A 16,244-nucleotide genomic window follows, 5' to 3' on the forward strand; every position below is an offset into this window, starting at 1 on the left:
CATTCAGACAGTACGCTCCACGCGTGGCGCAGGCGCTTTCGCAATGATTTCGGCGGCGAGGCGGCGTGCCTCGGCATCCGCCGCAAGGACATCCTCGAGCCCGTCGGGCGTGCGGTTCGGCAGCGTGTTGAGCACGGCGTCGACCGTCGCCGCAATCGCCATGAAGCCGATGCGGCGCTCGAGAAACGCTTCGACCGCGACTTCGTTCGCCGCGTTCAATGCGGCGCTCGCGATGCCGCCTTCGTCAAGCGCCTTCAGCGCGAGCGCGAGGCACGGGAAGCGCGCGTAGTCGGGCTTCTCGAACGACAGCTGGGCGATCTGCGCGAGATCGAGCTGCTCGACACCCGCATCGACACGCTCGGGGAACGCGAGCGCGTGCGCGATCGGCGTGCGCATGTCGGGGTTGCCGAGCTGGGCGAGCACCGAGCCGTCGCGATACGACACGAGCGAATGGATCACGCTCTGCGGGTGGATCAGCACGTCGATGCGCTCGCCCGGCAGCCCGAAGATCCAGTGCGCCTCGATCACCTCGAGGCCCTTGTTCATCATCGTCGCGGAATCGACCGAAATCTTGCGGCCCATCACCCAGTTCGGGTGCTTGCACGCTTCGTCCGGCGTCACGTCGACGAGCGTGGCCGGTTCGCGCGTGCGGAACGGGCCGCCCGATGCGGTCAGGATGATCTTCGAGATCCCGCCGTGCTCGGCCGCGTCGCGCGGCATGCACTGGAAGATCGCGTTGTGTTCGCTGTCGACCGGCAGCAGGATCGCGCCATGGTCGCGCACGGCGTCCATGAAAATCGCGCCCGACATCACCAGCGCCTCCTTGTTCGCGAGCAGGATGCGCTTGCCGGCGCGCGCGGCCGCGAGGCTCGGCGCCATGCCGGCCGCTCCGACGATCGCCGCGACCACCGTGTCGCAGCCATCGCTCTTCGACACGTCGACGAGCGCCTGCGGCCCGTACAGCACGGTCGTCTTGCTGCCCGCCGCGCGCAGTTTCGCGTCGACGTGCGCGGCCGTCTCGGCATCGCCGACCACCGCCACCTCGGGCGCGAAGCGCAGGCATTGCTCGACGAGCTTGTCGCCGTTGCGGTGTGCGGTCAGCGCATAGACCGAGAAGCGCTCGGGATGGCGCGCGACCACGTCGAGCGTGCTGTCTCCGATCGAGCCCGTGGAACCGAGCAATGTCAGGCGTTTTTGCATAACAGAATTAGTGGTTTAACCAAGCAGCAGCATCGCGAGCGGCAGCACCGGCAGCAGCGCGTCGACACGGTCGAGCACGCCGCCATGGCCTGGCAGCAGTCCGCTCGAATCCTTCACGCCCGCCTGCCGCTTCAGCAACGACTCGAACAGGTCGCCGATCACGCTGTATGCGACCAGCAGCGTCAGTGCGGCCCATGCGCCGAGCATCCCGTAGCGCACGGCGAACGCGGAAAACAGGGTCGGCTCGAACGCATGCGCGGCCATCGCGACACCGGCGACGACCATCACGGCGAGCCAGCCACCGATCGCGCCTTCCCAGCTCTTGCCGGGGCTGATCGTGATGGCCAGTTTACGCTTTCCGAAGGCCTTGCCCGCGAAGTATGCGCCGATATCGGCAAGCCAGACGACCAGAAGCAGCGACAGCACGAACGGCACGCCCTGCGCGCGCGCCGCGACGAGCGCATGCCAGCAGGCCGCAAAGACCACGAGCCCGGCCGCCAGCAGGAACGGCCGCCATACGCCGCCCGCGAGCACCGGCTTGCGCCGCAGCGTGAACGGGCCGACCAGCAGCCAGAACACGCCGGCCGCCATGAAAAGGGGACGGGACGAAGCCGCACCGACGCCGAACGGCGCCGTTGCCGCCAGCGCCAGCGCCGCGACGACCGCATAGACGACCGGGCCGGCGCCGCCGAGCTTGAGCAGGCGCGCCCATTCCCACGCGGCAAACACGAGCACGACGCCGATCAGCGCGCCGAACGCGGTGAGCGGCGCGAACAGCGTCACCGGCAGCAGCACCGCCAGCATCACGATCGCCGTGATCACACGGGTTTTCAGCATGAAAGGGAGTCGGCGTTCTGCGATTGCGGTTCGAGCTGTGCGCTCGTGCGGCCGAAACGGCGTTCGCGCTCCGTATACGACGCCATGGCGTCGGCCAGTGCCGCGCCGTCGAAATCCGGCCAGTATTTGTCGGTGAAATAGAATTCGGCGTACGCGAGCTGCCACAGCAGGAAGTTGCTGACGCGCTGCTCGCCACCGGTACGGATGAAGAGATCGGGCTCCGGCGCATAGGCCATCGCCAGGTGCGGCGCGAACGCGTCCTCGGTCACTTCGACCTCGCGCCCCTCGCGCACGGCCTGCTCGACGAGCTTCTTCGTCGCCTGCAGGATGTCCCACCGGCCGCCGTAGTTGGCCGCGATGGTGAGCGTGAGACGGGTATTGCGCGCCGTCTTGGTTTCGGCGCGGCGAATCAGTTCGCGGATGCGCGGCTCGAAGCGGTCGAGATCGCCGACGACACGCAGGCGGATCCCGTTCGCGTGAAGCTTGCCGACCTCGCGCTCGAGCGCGGTGATGAAGAGGCGCATCAGGAACGACACTTCGTCGTTCGGACGGCGCCAGTTCTCCGAACTGAACGCGAACAGCGTCAGGTATTCGACGCCGGCGCGCGCGCAGCCTTCGACCACCGCCCGCACGGCATCGACGCCGCGGGTGTGCCCCGCGACGCGCGGCAAGCGGCGTTCGGTCGCCCAACGGCCGTTGCCGTCCATGATGATCGCGATGTGGCGCGGCACGACGCCGACGTCAGGCACGCGAACGGTAGAGCTGGTATAGGTCATGGCCGTTGAGACAGTAATGCGGGAAGAAGGCGGCGCGCGAGGACGGTCGTCAGACCGTCATGATCTCGGCTTCCTTGCTCTGCACGAGCTTGTCGATTTCGGCAACGTGCTTGTCGGTCAGCTTCTGCACGTCGTCGCTTGCACGACGCTCGTCGTCTTCCGAGATTTCCTTGTCCTTCACGAGCTTCTTGAGCGCTTCGTTCGCGTCGCGGCGCAGGTTGCGGATCGCGACCTTGGCCGTTTCGCCTTCGCTCTTGACGACCTTGGTCAGCTCGCGGCGGCGCTCTTCCGTCAGCGCGGGCATCGGCACGCGGATCAGGTCGCCGGCGGTGGCCGGGTTCAGGCCCAGGTCGGCTTCGCGAATGGCCTTCTCGACCTTCGCGACCATGTTCTTTTCCCACGGCTGCACGCCGATCGTGCGCGCATCGACGAGCGTCAGGTTGGCGACCTGCGAGATCGGCACCATCGAGCCGTAGTAGTCGACCTGCACGTGATCGAGCAGACCGGTATGTGCACGGCCCGTACGGATCTTTGCCAGATCGTTCTTGAACGCTTCGATCGAGCGCTGCATCTTTTGCTCGACGCCCTTCTTGGTATCAGCGACACTCATTTCAACCTCCGAACCTTCTAACCTTCAAAGAACACGAGCCCTGCCCGGCGCATCGGGTGCGCCGCGGCCGATGACCCGCATCCGCGGGAGTTTACACGTGGACGAGCGTACCTTCGTCCTCGCCCAGCACGATGCGCTTGAGCGCGCCCGGCTTGTTGATCGAAAACACGCGAATCGGCAGCTTCTGGTCGCGGCACAGCGCAAAGGCCGTCGCGTCCATCACCTGCAGGTTGCGGCTGATCGCCTCGTCGAAAGTGATCGTCGTGTAACGCGTGGCCGACGGATCCTTCTTCGGATCGGCAGAATATACGCCATCGACCTTGGTCGCCTTCAATACGACCTCGGCGCCCACTTCCGAACCGCGCAGCGCGGCGGCCGTGTCCGTCGTGAAGAACGGGTTGCCCGTACCGGCCGCGAAGATCACGACGCGGCCTTCCTCGAGCTGGCGGATCGCGCGGGGCCGGATGTACGGCTCGACGACCTGGTCCATCCGCAGCGCGGACTGCACACGCGCCTCGATGCCGGCGTGGCGCATCGCGTCCTGCAGCGCCAGCGCGTTCATCATCGTTGCGAGCATCCCCATGTAGTCCGCCGTCGCGCGATCCATGCCGGCCGCGCCACCCGCGACACCGCGGAAAATATTACCGCCACCGATCACGACCGCGAGCTGCGTACCGAGACGCACGACTTCGGCGATATCGGCCACCATCCGTTCGATCGTCGCGCGATTGATGCCGAAGGCATCGTCGCCCATCAGCGCTTCGCCGGAGAGTTTGAGGAGGACGCGTTTATAGGCATTGGACATAGGGGCTTCCGAGCGACGAGAGGATGACAACCACGAACTGTAGGGGCGAAATACTGATTCGGGCAAGCGCCGACGGTCGGACCGGGTTTCCCGGCCGGCCGGCGGCGGCGCCGACCGCGGCGGAGCGGACGCCCGCCGCGGATACTGCCTGACTGCTTACGGCTTACTGCTGCTTTGCTGCTGCGACTTGCGCGGCCACTTCGGCGGCGAAGTCGTCCTGGCGCTTCTCGATGCCTTCGCCGACGACGAACAGTGCGAACTTCTGCACTGCGGCACCCGCTGCCTTCAGCATCTGCTCGATCGTCTGCTTGTCGTTCTTCACGAACGTCTGGTTCAGCAGCGACACTTCCTTCAGGTACTTCTGGACGCTACCGTCGACCATCTTCGCGACGATTTCAGCCGGCTTGCCCGATTCCGCAGCCTTCTGCTCGGCCACGCGGCGTTCCGTGTCGATCAGCTCCGCCGGGACGTCTGCCGACGACAGCGCGACCGGCTTCATGGCCGCGATGTGCATCGCGACGTCCTTGCCGACCTGCTCGTCCGCGCCCGTGTACTCGACGATCACGCCGATACGCGCGCCGTGCAGGTACGTTGCGATCTTGTTCGCGGTTTCGAAACGGACGAAACGGCGGATCGAGACGTTCTCGCCGATCTTGCCGACCAGTGCGAGGCGCACTGCGTCGACCGTCGAGCCTTCGAGCGGCAGCGCCGACAGCGCAGCCACGTCGGCCGGGTTTTGCGTCGCGACGAGTTCTGCAACCGTCTTCGAGAATGCGAGGAAGTCGTCGTTCTTCGCGACGAAGTCGGTTTCGCAGTTCAGTTCGACCAGCGAGCCTGCGTTGCCGCCGACGAACGATGCGACGACGCCTTCTGCCGTCACGCGCGATGCCGCCTTGCTCGCCTTGTTGCCGAGCTTGACGCGCAGCAGCTCTTCAGCCTTGGCCAGGTCGCCGTCGGCTTCCGTCAGCGCCTTCTTGCACTCCATCATCGGTGCGTCGGTCTTTGCGCGCAGTTCTGCCACCATGCTTGCGGTAATTGCCGCCATCATTCGCTCCTTGAGTCTGTATTCACAACGCCGCCCGCTTGGACGCGAACGGCCGAGATTCGTTTCCGGACCCGCACCCATTCGGCGCAATCAGGTCCGGCGCACAAGCTTAAAAAAAGGGGGCCTGTTGAGAGCCCCCTTTTTGCGCCGGCTCGGGGCCAGTTACGCGTTTTCCTCGACGTACTCGTCGTCGCCGCGTGCGGCCTGGACCACTTCGTTGACCGCGTTCGCACGGCCTTCGAGGATCGCGTCGGCCACGCCTTCAGCGTACAGCGCGACTGCCTTGCTCGAGTCGTCGTTACCCGGGATCACGTAATCCACACCTTCCGGCGAGTGGTTCGTATCGACCACGGCGATGACCGGCACGCCCAGCTTGTTCGCTTCGGTGACGGCAATCTTGTGGTAACCGACGTCGACGACGAAGATCGCGTCCGGAATGCCGCCCATGTCCTTCACGCCGCCGATCGACTTTTGCAGCTTGGCGATTTCGCGTTCGAACAGCAGCGCTTCCTTCTTGCTCATCTTTTCGAGCTCGCCTGCCTCGACTGCAGCTTCCATGTCCTTCAGGCGCTTGATCGATACCTTCAGCGTCTTGAAGTTGGTCATCATGCCGCCGAGCCAGCGTGCGTTGACGAACGGCATGCCTGCGCGCTGCGCTTCCTGGGCGATCGTGTCACGCGATTGACGCTTCGTGCCGACGAACAGGATCGTGCCGCGGTTCGCTGCCAGCTGGCGCACGTACTTCTGTGCGTCCGTGAACATCGGCAGCGTCTTTTCGAGGTTGATGATGTGAATCTTGTTGCGGTGACCGAAAATGAACGGAGCCATCTTCGGGTTCCAGAAGCGCGTCTGGTGACCGAAGTGGACACCTGCTTCCAGCATTTGGCGCATCGTAACTGCCATGTAAATTCTCCACGAGGGTTGGGTCTTAAGCCGGCCGCCGTACCGCCGCGCGATCCCACCCCGAAGGGCGCGAATTTCGCGCGGCCGGCACCCTGGTTGCGCCGGCTTGCGATTCGACACGTGCAAACGCCCGTGCCGCAAGCCTTACATCCGCGATCCCGCCCCAACATGGGGCAAGCTCGGCAATTGGATATCGACTTAGCCAAAGAGTATAGCACGCCGATTTGTCCGCTCTCAAGTCGCTCACCACTTTCGCTTGCCGCGCGGCAGCCGGCCGGACAATCCGCGAAAACCCGCATCCGCACCGCCGGCAGGGGCTGCGACGCCTGCCAGAAGGTGCGATAATCCGTCAATTCACCGCATTCCAGGCATACCTCGATGGCTATTACGCTCAAAAACGAACACGATATCGCCGAGATGCGCGTCGCCTGCCGTCTCGCGAGCGAAGTGCTCGACTTCATCACGCCGCACGTCGTCGCGGGCGTCACGACCGCCGAACTCGACCGCCTCTGTCACGAGTTCATGCTCAACGAACAGGGCACGATCCCGGCGCCGCTGAACTACCAGCCGCCCGGCTATCCGCCGTACCCGAAAGCCACCTGCATTTCGGTCAACGACGTGATCTGCCACGGCATTCCGGGCGAGAAGGTGATCAAGAACGGCGATGCGCTGAACATCGACATCACCGTGATCAAGAACGGCTACTTCGGCGACACGAGCCGCATGTTCATCGTCGGCGAGGGTTCGATCCTCGCGAAGCGCCTCGTGCAGACCACCTACGAATGCATGTGGCTCGGCATCGACCAGGTCAAGCCGGGCGCGCACCTCGGCGACATCGGCTACGCGATCCAGAAGCACGCGGAAGCGCAGGGCTACAGCGTCGTGCGCGAATACTGCGGCCACGGCATCGGCACGGTGTTCCACGAAGATCCGCAGGTCGTTCACTATGGCCGCCCGGGCACCGGCATCGAACTGAAGGCCGGGATGATCTTCACGATCGAGCCGATGATCAACGCCGGCAAGCGCGACATTCGCACGATGCCCGACCAGTGGACGGTCAAGACGCGCGACCGCAGCCTGTCGGCGCAGTGGGAGCACACGGTGCTCGTCACCGAAACCGGCTACGAGGTGCTGACCGTGTCGGCCGGCACGCCGGCGCGCCCCGTGTTCGCACAACCGGCCGCCGCCGTCTGAGCGCCGTCGCGCCAGCCCGCCCCACCTTGCACCTGAACGGCCGCCCATGAGCGCTCACGCTGCCCCCCCGCCCGAAGCGCTGTCGCGGCGCGCCGAATTCAAGGCCGCCAAGACGGAGATGCTCGAGCGCTTTCGCCGCGCGGCGAACGTCGCGTCGCTGATGCACGCGCTGTCGAAACTCACCGACGAAGCGCTGAAGCGCGTGTGGGACGACTGCGGCCTGCCCGCGACGCTCGCGCTCGTCGCCGTCGGCGGCTACGGGCGCGGCGAGCTCGCGCCCTATTCCGACGTCGACATCCTCGTGCTGCTGCCCGATGCGCACGATCCGGCCCTCGACGCGCGCATCGAGCGCTTCATCGGCATGGCGTGGGATCTCGGCCTCGAGATCGGCAGCAGCGTGCGCACGGTCGCGCAGTGCATCGAGGAGGCGTCGCACGACGTCACGGTGCAGACCTCGCTGCTGGAAGCACGCCGCATCGTCGGCAGCACCGCGCTGTTCGAGCGTTTCACGGTGCGCTACCGCGAGGCGCTCGACGCCCGCGCGTTCTTCACCGCGAAGGTGCTCGAGATGCGGCAGCGCCACGCGAAGTGCCAGGACACGCCGTACAGCCTCGAACCGAACGTGAAGGAAAGCCCGGGCGGGCTGCGCGACCTGCAGACGATCCTGTGGATCGCGCGCGCGGCCGGTTTCGGCAGCAGCTGGCGCGAACTCGACACGCGCGGCCTCATCACCGATCGTGAAGCGCGCGAGCTGCGCCGCAACGAAGGTTTCCTGAAAACGCTGCGCGCGCGGCTGCACGTGATCGCCGGCCGCCGCCAGGACATGCTCGTGTTCGACCTGCAGACGCAGGCCGCCGAGAGCTTCGGCTACCAGCCGACGCAGGCCAAGCGCGCGAGCGAACAGCTGATGCGCCGCTATTACTGGGCCGCGAAAGCCGTCACGCAGCTCGCCACGATCCTGATCCAGAACATCGAGGCGCAACTGTTCCCCGCGACGAGCGGCATCACGCGCGTGCTGTCGCCCGACCGCTTCGTCGAGAAGCAGGGCATGCTCGAGATCGTCGACGACGGCGTGTTCGAACGCCACCCCGACGCGATCCTCGAAGCATTCCTGTTGTACGAGACGACCCGCGGCGTGAAGGGCCTGTCCGCCCGCACGCTGCGCGCGCTGTACAACTCGCGCGAGATCATGAACAACACGTGGCGCCGCGATCCGCAGAACCGCGACACGTTCATGCGAATCCTTCAGCAACCCGAAGGGATCACGCACGCGTTCCGGTTGATGAACCAGACGAGCGTGCTCGGCCGCTACCTGCTGAACTTCCGCCGCATCGTCGGCCAGATGCAGCACGACCTGTACCACGTGTACACGGTCGACCAGCACATCCTGATGGTGTTGCGCAACATCCGCCGCTTCGCGGTGGCCGAGCACGCGCACGAATATCCGTTCTGCAGCCAGTTGATCGGCAACTTCGAGCGCCCGTGGGTGCTGTATGTCGCGGCGCTGTTCCACGACATCGCGAAGGGTCGCGGCGGCGACCACTCGACGCTCGGGATGGCCGACGCACGGCGCTTCTGCCGCGAGCACGGCATCGCCGGCGACGATGCGGCGCTGATCGTGTGGCTCGTCCAGCATCACCTGACGATGAGCCAGGTCGCGCAAAAGCAGGACACGAGCGACCCCGAGGTCGTCAAGCGCTTCGCCGAAGTCGTCGGCAACGAGCGTTACCTCACCGCGCTGTACCTGCTGACCGTCGCCGATATCCGCGGCACGAGCCCGAAGGTATGGAACACGTGGAAGGGCAAGCTGCTCGAGGACCTCTACCGCATCACGCTCGCGGTGCTCGGCGGGGCCAGCCCCGACGCGCATTCCGAGCTGAAGTCGCGGCAGGAGCAGGCGCTCGCGCTGCTGCGCCTCGAGACCGTGCCCGACGACGCGCATCGCGCACTGTGGGATCAGCTCGATGTCGGCTTCTTCCTGCGTCACGACGCGGCCGACATCGCGTGGCAGACACGCGTGCTGTACCGGCACGTGAATGCCGAAACCGCGATCGTCCGCGCGCGGCCGTCGCCGATCGGCGACGCGCTGCAGGTGCTCGTGTACGTGAAGGATCGCCCCGACCTGTTCGCGGGCATCTGCGCGTATTTCGACCGCAACGGGCTGTCGGTGCTCGACGCACGCGTCAGCACGACGCGGCACGGCTATGCGCTCGACAACTTCATCGTCACGCAGACCGAACGTGACGTGCGGTATCGCGACATCGCGAATCTCGTCGAGCAGCAACTCGCGTCGCGGCTCACCGAAACCGCACCGCTGCCGGAGCCGTCCAAGGGCCGCCTGTCGAGGCTGTCCCGGACGTTTCCGATCACGCCGCGCGTCGACCTGCGGGCCGACGAGCGCGGCCAGTACTACATCCTGTCCGTGTCGGCCAACGACCGGCCGGGCCTTCTCTATTCGATCGCGCGCGTACTCGCCGAGCATCGGATCGGCGTCCACGCGGCGCGGATCAACACGCTCGGCGAACGCGTCGAGGACATCTTTCTGCTCGCGGGTGCCGGCCTGTCCGACAACCGCCTGCAGATCCAGCTCGAAACCGAATTGCTGCGTGCGATCGCAGTCTGAATGAATTCCAGCGTTTATGCGCACCAAATTAACCGTCAAGAATCCGAAGCCGGCGTCGCCGACCCGCGCCCCTGTCCGCTCCGGCAGCCTCGTCGCCCGCAAGGCGGTGCGTCCCGCTACGCCTCCCGCCGGCGACAAGCCGGCCCGGCCGAAGAAGGCGCCCCCGGCCGCCGCCGGCGAACGCACGTTCAAGCCGCGCGCTGCCGCGGGCGCCGAGCGCCCGGGCGAGGATCGCGCACCGGCCAAGCGTGCGCCGCGTGACGGCGGTGCGGAACGGGGCACGCGCGCCCCTTATCGCGACAACGCGTCAGGTGAAGGCGCGAAGCGCAGCTTCGGCGACCGTCGTACGTCGTCGGATCGTCCGCCCCGCCGTGATGACGATGCACGGCCGCGCCGTGCAGGTTCCAGTGAAGGCAACGCACGCGCACCGTATCGCGACAACGCATCCGGGGAAGGTGCGAAACACAGCTTCGGCGACCGTCGCACGTCGTCGGATCGTCCGCCGCGCCGCGATGACGACGCACGGCCGCGCCGTGCAGGTTCCAGTGAAGGCAACGCACGCGCACCGTATCGCGACAACGCATCCGGGGAAGGCGCGAAACGCAGCTTCGGCGACCGTCGCACGTCGTCGGATCGGCCGCCCCGCCGCGATGACGATGCACGGCCGCGCCGTGCAGGTTCCAGTGAAGGCAACGCACGCGCACCGTATCGCGACAACGCCGGCGGTGAAGGCGCGAAGCGCAGCTTCGGCGACCGTCGCACGTCGTCGGATCGCCCGCCCCGCCGCGATGACGATGCACGGCCGCGTCGTGCAGGTGGCGAAGGCGGTGCACGCGCACCGTATCGCGACAACGCAGGTGGTGAAGGTGCAAAACGCAGCTTCGGCGACCGTCGTACGTCTTCCGATCGCCCGCCCCGCCGCGATGACGACTCACGGCCGCGTCGTGCAGGTTCCAGTGAAGGCAACGCACGCGCACCGTATCGCGACAAGGCAGCCGGTGAAGGCGCGAAGCGCAGCTTCGGCGACCGCCGCACGTCGTCCGATCGCCCGCCGCGCCGTGATGACGATGCCCGCCCGCGCCGCGCAGGCGCCGACGACGGCAAGCGCCCGTCGTATCGCGACAAGCCCGCCGGCGAAGGTGCGAAGCGCAGCTTCGGCGACCGCCCGGCCCGCCCCGCACGCGACGGCGAGCGTCGCTCGTTCGGCGCGGTCAAGACCGCGCAACCGGTCAAGCGCGCCGCCGCCGACGTCGACTACGGTGACGAATCGGGTCTGATGCGCCTGTCGAAACGGATGTCCGAGCTCGGCATGTGCTCGCGCCGCGAAGCCGACGAATGGATCGAAAAGGGCTGGGTCCTCGTCGACGGCGAACGCATCGACACGCTCGGCACCAAGGTGCGCGCGGACCAGAAGATCGAGATCGACGAACGCGCGAGCGCCGCGCAGGCAGCGCAAGTCACGATCCTGCTGCACAAGCCGGTCGGCTACGTGTCCGGTCAGGCGGAAGACGGCTACGAGCCCGCGGCCGTGCTGATCACGCGCGCGAACCGCTGGAGCGGCGACCATTCGCCGGTACGCTTCTCGCCGCAGCACCTGCACGCGCTCGCGCCGGCCGGCCGCCTGGACATCGATTCGACCGGCCTGCTCGTGCTGACGCAGAACGGTGTGATCGCGAAGCAGTTGATCGGCGAGCAATCGGACATCGACAAGGAGTACCTGGTGCGCGTGCGCTTCGGCGAACGGCTCATCGACATCGACCAGCACTTCCCTGCGGAATCGCTCGCGAAGCTGCGCCACGGCCTCGAGCTCGACGGCGTCGCGCTGAAGCCCGCGATGGTGAGCTGGCAGAACGGCGAGCAGTTGCGCTTCGTGCTGCGCGAAGGCAAGAAGCGCCAGATCCGTCGCATGTGCGAGCTGGTGGGCCTCGACGTGATCGGCCTGAAGCGCATCCGGATGGGCCGCGTGATGCTCGGCGCACTGCCGCAGGGTCAATGGCGCTATCTGTCCGCCGACGAGACGTTCTGATCGCGGGCGCACCCATGTGCGCCACGCAATGAAAAAGCCCGCGCAAGCGGGCTTTTTTCTTGTCTGCGAGAAGTCGGCCAATCAATCGTCGGAAGCCGGATCGAGCCCCGGGAACAGCACTTCCGTGAAGCCGAAGCGCGTGAAGTCGGTGATCCGCATCGGATACAGCTTGCCGATCAGGTGATCGTATTCGTGCTGCACGACGCGTGCGTGAAAACCGTCGGCCACGCGGTCGATCTTCTCGCCGTACTGGTCGAAGCCGCTGTAGCGCACCTTCGCGTAGCGGCTGACGACGCCGCGCATGCCCGGCACCGACAGGCAGCCTTCCCAGCCCTCTTCCATGTCCGGCGGCAGGTACTCGATCTTCGGGTTGATCAGCACCGTCTCCGGCACCGGCGGCGCTTCCGGGTAGCGGTTGTTGTTGCCGAAGCCGAAGATGATGATCTGCAGCCCGATGCCGATCTGCGGCGCGGCCAGGCCGGCGCCGTTCGCGTGGTGCATCGTCTCGAACATGTCCGCGACGATCTCGTGCAGTTCGGGTGTATCGAACCGCTCGACCGGTTTGGCGACTTCGAGCAGGCGCGGATCGCCCATCTTCAGGATCTCGCGAATCATGGCGTATTACCCTCCAGGAGTTGGTGCAGGCCGTCTTCGTCCAGCACGGGGATGCCGAGTTCCTCGGCCTTCGCGAGCTTGCTGCCGGCTTCGGCGCCCGCGACCACGTAATCCGTCTTCTTCGATACCGAGCCGGCCACTTTCGCGCCCGCCGCTTCGAGCATTTCCTTCGCGGCATCGCGCGTGAGCGTCGGCAGCGTGCCCGTCAGCACGACCGTCTTGCCGGCCAGCACGCCCTGCGGCGCCTTCGGCGCGGGCGGCCCTTCCGGCCACGTCACCTTGCCCGGCGCGCGCAACTGCTCGATCACGGTCCGGTTGTGCTCTTCCGCGAAGAACTGGTGCAGCGACTCGGCGACGATCGGCCCGACGTCGTTGACTTCGAGCAGCTCTTCGATCGATGCGTCCATGATCGGCGTCAGCGAGCCGAAATGCTTCGCGAGATCCTTCGCGGTCGATTCGCCCACGTGACGGATGCCCAGCCCGTAGATGAAGCGCGCGAGCGTCGTGTGCTTCGCCTTCTCGAGCGAGTCGAGCAGGTTCTGCGCCGACTTCTCGGCGAACCGGTCGAGCTCGGCGAGCGTCGCGAAGCCGAGATTGAACAGGTCGGCCGGCGTGCGCACGAGATTCAGCTCGACGAGCTGGTCGATGATCTTCTCGCCGAGCCCGTCGATGTCGAGCGCGCGACGCTGAGCGAAGTGCCACAGCGCCTGCTTGCGCTGCGCCGGGCAGAACAGGCCGCCCGTGCAGCGCGCGATCGCCTCGTCCGGCAGGCGCTCGATCTTCGAGCCGCATACCGGGCATTCGGTCGGCATCACGAATTCGGCCGCATCGGCCGGGCGCCGGTCGAGCAACGCGCCGACCACCTCGGGGATCACGTCGCCCGCGCGGCGCACGATCACGGTATCGCCGATCCGGATGTCCTTGCGGCGCACCTCGTCCTCGTTATGCAGCGTCGCGTTCGTCACGGTCGCGCCGCCGACGAACACGGGCTCGAGACGCGCGACCGGCGTGATCGCGCCGGTGCGGCCGACCTGCACGTCGATCGCGACGAGCTTGGTCAGTGCTTCCTGCGCGGGGAACTTGTGCGCGAGCGCAAAGCGCGGCGCGCGCGACACGAAGCCGAGGCGCTCCTGCTCGTCGCGCCGGTTGACCTTGTACACGACGCCGTCGATATCGTACGGCAGCGACTCGCGCTTCTCGCCGACCTTGCGGAAGAAGCCGAGCAAGCCTTCGGCGCCGTGTACGACCGCGCGCTCGCGGTTCACGGGCAGGCCGAGCGACTCGTACCAGTCGAGCAGCGCGCTGTGCGTATCGGGCATCGGCATCCCGTCGAGCACGCCGATCCCGTACGCGAAGAACGACAGCGGACGCTGCGCGGTGATCTTCGAGTCGAGCTGGCGCAGGCTGCCGGCCGCCGCGTTGCGCGGGTTCGCGAATTCGCGCTGCTCGGCCGCGCGCTGGCGTTCGTTCAGGCGTGCGAAATCGCGCTTGAACATCAGCACCTCGCCGCGCACGTCGAGCACTGCCGGCACGTTCTTGCCCTTCAGCTTCAGCGGAATCGAGCGGATCGTGCGCACGTTCTCGGTCACGTCCTCGCCCGTCGTCCCGTCGCCGCGCGTCGACGCCTGGACGAATACGCCCCGCTCGTAGCGCAGCGAGATCGCGAGACCGTCGAACTTCAGTTCGCATGCATATTCGACGGGCTCCGTCACCGAGCCGGCGAGATCGGTCGTCTTGTCGAGCGCATCGGCGACACGCTTGTCGAATGCCACGATGTCCTCGTCGGCGAAGCCGTTGTTCAGCGACAGCATCGGCGCGTCATGGACGACCGGCGTGAAACCGCCGGCCGCCTCGCCGCCGACACGCTGCGTCGGCGAATCGGGTGTCACGAGTTCGGGATGGTCGGCTTCGAGCTGCTGCAGTTCGCGGAACAGCCGGTCGTATTCCGCGTCGGGCAGATCCGGCTGGTCGAGCACGTAGTAGGCGTAGTTCGCCTGCTCGAGTTGATCGCGCAGCCACGCGGCGCGCACGTCGGGCTGGCTGGCTGGCGGTTCGGCTTGGGTTCGGGCCATGCTGGCGGCAGAGTCGTTCTGAAAAATCGGATTTCCGATTATCTCAGTTTGACGCCGCAGCGGGGGCCCGCGATGCATGCCGCGCGGGCCCGCTGCAGCGCACACAAGCACGGCGCCGCATTGCCGCGACGGGCGACGGCGCCGAAAGCCGCCGCCCGCCGGGCGCGCGTTACTGGCTGAAGAGGCGGCGCGTGACCGGCGAACCGGCCGGGATGCCGGCTTCCTCGAGCTTCGCGTACAGCTTCATCAGTTGCTGATCGATCGCGACCAGCGTCGATTCCGGCAGCGGCCGCCGCGAATCGTCGACGACCCGCGCGCCGATCCGCTCGGACAGCGATTTCGCGTAGTCGCACATCAGCCGGAACGGCAGGATGTCCTCTTCGGCGACCGGCACGTCGAGGACCAGCGTGATCATGTTGCCGCCCTTGTACGTGAGGTCGTCGCGCAGGAAGTTCGTGTCGCCGAACTGCAGCATGAACACGGGGTTCTGCTTCACGTCGAGCTTCACGAAACGCGTGCCGTCGCGCGACAGCAGCAGCCCGTCCTGCGACGCGACCGCCTGCACGTAGTTCGCCGACCACGGCGCGCCGTCCGACATCACGTTGATCGAGAGCTGCGCGTCGCATTGCGCGGCAAACGCGTCGAGCTCGCGCGCCATCGCGACCGTTTCCATCATGTCCGGGAATTCCGGCGCGCCGTCGATCGCGTCGGCGAACTGCTGGACCCCCGTCACGAATTCGGAGAACTCGAGTTCGTTCAGCGCACCGCTGCGGTTCGCGAGCTGCGCGGCCGCGCGCAGTTCCTCGTAGCGCACGCCGTTCTGCAGCAACTCCCACTGGCCGCCTTCGGGCTTGCCTTCGATGTGCACGGGCTTGCTGCCCGCGCGGCGCAGCCGCTGCGCGGCTGGCAGGATCTTGTCGCCCGGCAGCAACCCGCCGAGGCGGATCGGCACGATGCAGTCGATCCGGCGATCGACGATCGCCGGCGGGGCCGACGAGATCGTCGTGGCGGCCGGCAGCACGGGTTCGGCCGGCTCGGCCGGTTCAGCGTGCGTGTCGTGCGCGGAAGCCGGCGCAGCTGCTTCGCCGGCAACCGGCGCGACCGACTCGGCCGGTGCATCGACGCCGGTCGCCTCGGCCTGCAGATCGGCCGGCGTGTCGGCAGGTGCCGCTCCACCGAACGTCGGCTCGACGCGCGCGACTTCGGCCGGCGTGCCACCCGTGGCGGCCGCCGGGGTCGGTGCCGCGGGCTCGCGCCGCACCGGCTGGCGCACCGGCTCGATGAACGGCAATTCTTCCTCGCGCTCGGGGCGGTTCATCGCCTCGACCGCCTCCTCCGGCATCGGACGCGGCATCCTGCGCCGCACCTTCGCACCCTGCCATGCGTTGTAGACCACGACGCCGCCCACCACGACGGCGCCCGCGCCGATCAAACCGAGTGTCAACTCGTCCATGCACGCTCCATCAGCAATTCTTGTTCGTCGGAACCGCGAACGGGCGCCCATGCGCCGCGCGAACGCGGTCCGGTTTCGTCAAACG

Annotated in this window: 13 protein-coding genes; 3 read left to right on the plus strand and 10 right to left on the minus strand. The window is 66.9% G+C overall.

Features of this window, described 5'->3' with window-relative positions; translation table 11 throughout:
- Window positions 1-3 precede the first annotated feature (3 nt).
- The 7 genes from FFS49_RS04940 to rpsB form a co-directional block, all read right to left on the minus strand.
- The gene (locus FFS49_RS04940; RefSeq protein ID WP_071334675.1) at window positions 4-1,200 is read right to left on the minus strand and encodes a 1-deoxy-D-xylulose-5-phosphate reductoisomerase; all 1,197 of its coding nucleotides are present in this window, start codon (window positions 1,198-1,200) and stop codon (window positions 4-6) included.
- 15 nt (window positions 1,201-1,215) lie between these two features.
- Entirely contained in the window at window positions 1,216-2,037 is an 822-nt protein-coding gene (locus FFS49_RS04945; protein ID WP_105818663.1) for a phosphatidate cytidylyltransferase, read from the minus strand.
- Window positions 2,031-2,813, minus strand: coding sequence for a polyprenyl diphosphate synthase (uppS, locus tag FFS49_RS04950; RefSeq protein WP_006478494.1), 783 nt, complete (start codon window positions 2,811-2,813; stop codon window positions 2,031-2,033). Before uppS ends, FFS49_RS04945 begins: the two co-directional genes overlap by 7 nt.
- 49 nt (window positions 2,814-2,862) lie before the next feature.
- Window positions 2,863-3,423 carry a ribosome recycling factor gene (gene frr, locus FFS49_RS04955; protein ID WP_039342717.1) on the minus strand — a complete coding sequence of 187 codons (561 nt, stop codon included), beginning with the start codon at window positions 3,421-3,423 and terminating at the stop codon, window positions 2,863-2,865.
- A 91-nt stretch (window positions 3,424-3,514) separates the two neighbouring features.
- On the minus strand, window positions 3,515-4,228 hold the full coding sequence (pyrH, locus tag FFS49_RS04960; RefSeq protein WP_011352459.1) for a UMP kinase: 714 nt from the start codon (window positions 4,226-4,228) through the stop codon (window positions 3,515-3,517).
- A gap of 163 nt (window positions 4,229-4,391) precedes the next feature.
- A complete protein-coding gene (tsf, locus tag FFS49_RS04965; protein ID WP_039342713.1) occupies window positions 4,392-5,273 on the minus strand; it encodes a translation elongation factor Ts in 882 nt (293 codons plus the stop codon).
- 162 nt (window positions 5,274-5,435) lie between these two features.
- Entirely contained in the window at window positions 5,436-6,176 is a 741-nt protein-coding gene (gene rpsB / locus FFS49_RS04970) for a 30S ribosomal protein S2 (protein WP_006752149.1), read from the minus strand.
- A 378-nt stretch (window positions 6,177-6,554) separates the two neighbouring features.
- Between rpsB and map the strand changes: the two genes are divergently transcribed.
- Genes map through FFS49_RS04990 form a run of 3 tightly spaced genes read left to right on the plus strand, consistent with a single transcriptional unit; the run spans window position 6,555 to window position 12,019 of the window.
- A complete protein-coding gene (map, locus tag FFS49_RS04980; RefSeq protein ID WP_012328760.1) occupies window positions 6,555-7,370 on the plus strand; it encodes a type I methionyl aminopeptidase in 816 nt (271 codons plus the stop codon).
- A gap of 46 nt (window positions 7,371-7,416) precedes the next feature.
- The gene (locus FFS49_RS04985; RefSeq protein ID WP_105818664.1) at window positions 7,417-9,993 is read left to right on the plus strand and encodes a [protein-PII] uridylyltransferase; all 2,577 of its coding nucleotides are present in this window, start codon (window positions 7,417-7,419) and stop codon (window positions 9,991-9,993) included.
- Window positions 9,994-10,009: 16 nt separating this feature from the next.
- Window positions 10,010-12,019, plus strand: a complete 2,010-nt coding sequence (locus tag FFS49_RS04990; protein ID WP_105818665.1) for a pseudouridine synthase — start codon at window positions 10,010-10,012, stop codon at window positions 12,017-12,019.
- Between the two features lie 81 nt (window positions 12,020-12,100).
- On the opposite strand, the gene def is transcribed toward FFS49_RS04990, so the two are convergent.
- The 3 genes from def to FFS49_RS05005 all read right to left on the minus strand — a co-directional run bounded on the left by def (window position 12,101) and on the right by FFS49_RS05005 (window position 16,159).
- Window positions 12,101-12,634, minus strand: a complete 534-nt coding sequence (def, locus tag FFS49_RS04995; protein WP_046545987.1) for a peptide deformylase — start codon at window positions 12,632-12,634, stop codon at window positions 12,101-12,103.
- Window positions 12,631-14,706, minus strand: a complete 2,076-nt coding sequence (ligA, locus tag FFS49_RS05000) for an NAD-dependent DNA ligase LigA (protein WP_105818666.1) — start codon at window positions 14,704-14,706, stop codon at window positions 12,631-12,633. Before ligA ends, def begins: the two co-directional genes overlap by 4 nt.
- Window positions 14,707-14,875: 169 nt before the next feature.
- Entirely contained in the window at window positions 14,876-16,159 is a 1,284-nt protein-coding gene (locus FFS49_RS05005) for a cell division protein ZipA C-terminal FtsZ-binding domain-containing protein (RefSeq protein WP_105818667.1), read from the minus strand.
- Window positions 16,160-16,244: the final 85 nt, after the last annotated feature.

This window comes from Burkholderia sp. 4NA327C6, assembly GCF_005502655.1.
In the GTDB taxonomy this organism is placed as follows: domain Bacteria; phylum Pseudomonadota; class Gammaproteobacteria; order Burkholderiales; family Burkholderiaceae; genus Burkholderia; species Burkholderia contaminans.

Bases quoted from the DNA above. Each gene is read 5' to 3' on its own strand.
- FFS49_RS04940 (WP_071334675.1), bottom strand. From the start codon at position 1,200: ATGCAAAAACGCCTGACATTGCTCGGTTCCACGGGCTCGATCGGAGAC.
- FFS49_RS04945 (WP_105818663.1), bottom strand. From the start codon at position 2,037: ATGCTGAAAACCCGTGTGATCACGGCGATCGTGATGCTGGCGGTGCTG.
- uppS (WP_006478494.1), bottom strand. From the start codon at position 2,813: ATGACCTATACCAGCTCTACCGTTCGCGTGCCTGACGTCGGCGTCGTG.
- frr (WP_039342717.1), bottom strand. From the start codon at position 3,423: ATGAGTGTCGCTGATACCAAGAAGGGCGTCGAGCAAAAGATGCAGCGC.
- pyrH (WP_011352459.1), bottom strand. From the start codon at position 4,228: ATGTCCAATGCCTATAAACGCGTCCTCCTCAAACTCTCCGGCGAAGCG.
- tsf (WP_039342713.1), bottom strand. From the start codon at position 5,273: ATGGCGGCAATTACCGCAAGCATGGTGGCAGAACTGCGCGCAAAGACC.
- rpsB (WP_006752149.1), bottom strand. From the start codon at position 6,176: ATGGCAGTTACGATGCGCCAAATGCTGGAAGCAGGTGTCCACTTCGGT.
- map (WP_012328760.1), top strand. From the start codon at position 6,555: ATGGCTATTACGCTCAAAAACGAACACGATATCGCCGAGATGCGCGTC.
- FFS49_RS04985 (WP_105818664.1), top strand. From the start codon at position 7,417: ATGAGCGCTCACGCTGCCCCCCCGCCCGAAGCGCTGTCGCGGCGCGCC.
- FFS49_RS04990 (WP_105818665.1), top strand. From the start codon at position 10,010: ATGCGCACCAAATTAACCGTCAAGAATCCGAAGCCGGCGTCGCCGACC.
- def (WP_046545987.1), bottom strand. From the start codon at position 12,634: ATGATTCGCGAGATCCTGAAGATGGGCGATCCGCGCCTGCTCGAAGTC.
- ligA (WP_105818666.1), bottom strand. From the start codon at position 14,706: ATGGCCCGAACCCAAGCCGAACCGCCAGCCAGCCAGCCCGACGTGCGC.
- FFS49_RS05005 (WP_105818667.1), bottom strand. From the start codon at position 16,159: ATGGACGAGTTGACACTCGGTTTGATCGGCGCGGGCGCCGTCGTGGTG.